The organism is Paraburkholderia sp. SIMBA_027, from assembly GCF_046535315.1.
GTDB lineage: Bacteria > Pseudomonadota > Gammaproteobacteria > Burkholderiales > Burkholderiaceae > Paraburkholderia > Paraburkholderia tropica.
Genome location: NZ_JAWRWY010001706.1, coordinates 1 through 232, shown reverse-complemented (window position 1 = coordinate 232; position 232 = coordinate 1). Strand labels below are relative to the sequence as shown.

Here is a 232-nt window from a genome sequence, read left to right as displayed (position 1 = left end):
GATCTCCGAACGGGGCCTCGCGTAGCCCGTAATGGCAGCGTGGATTGGCTCTGTTTCCCGCGTTTTGACTCGCCCTCGGTGTTTAGTCGGATCTTGGGCACTGATGACCACGGGCACTGGTTGTTGGCTCCCAGCGAACCCGGTGCTGAGGTTGTCGGCCGCGGCTATATCGACTCAACATTCGTGCTTCAGACCACATGGAAGACCAGTGGTGGGAAGGTGCTAGTCACCG

The 232-nt window shown here is 59.5% G+C and carries 1 protein-coding gene; it reads left to right on the top strand.

Translation table 11 applies throughout. The annotated features are described in order from the left end of the window. The coding region (locus SB764_RS45000) for a trehalase-like domain-containing protein (RefSeq protein WP_410867436.1) at window positions 1–232 on the top strand (232 nt) is incomplete at both ends.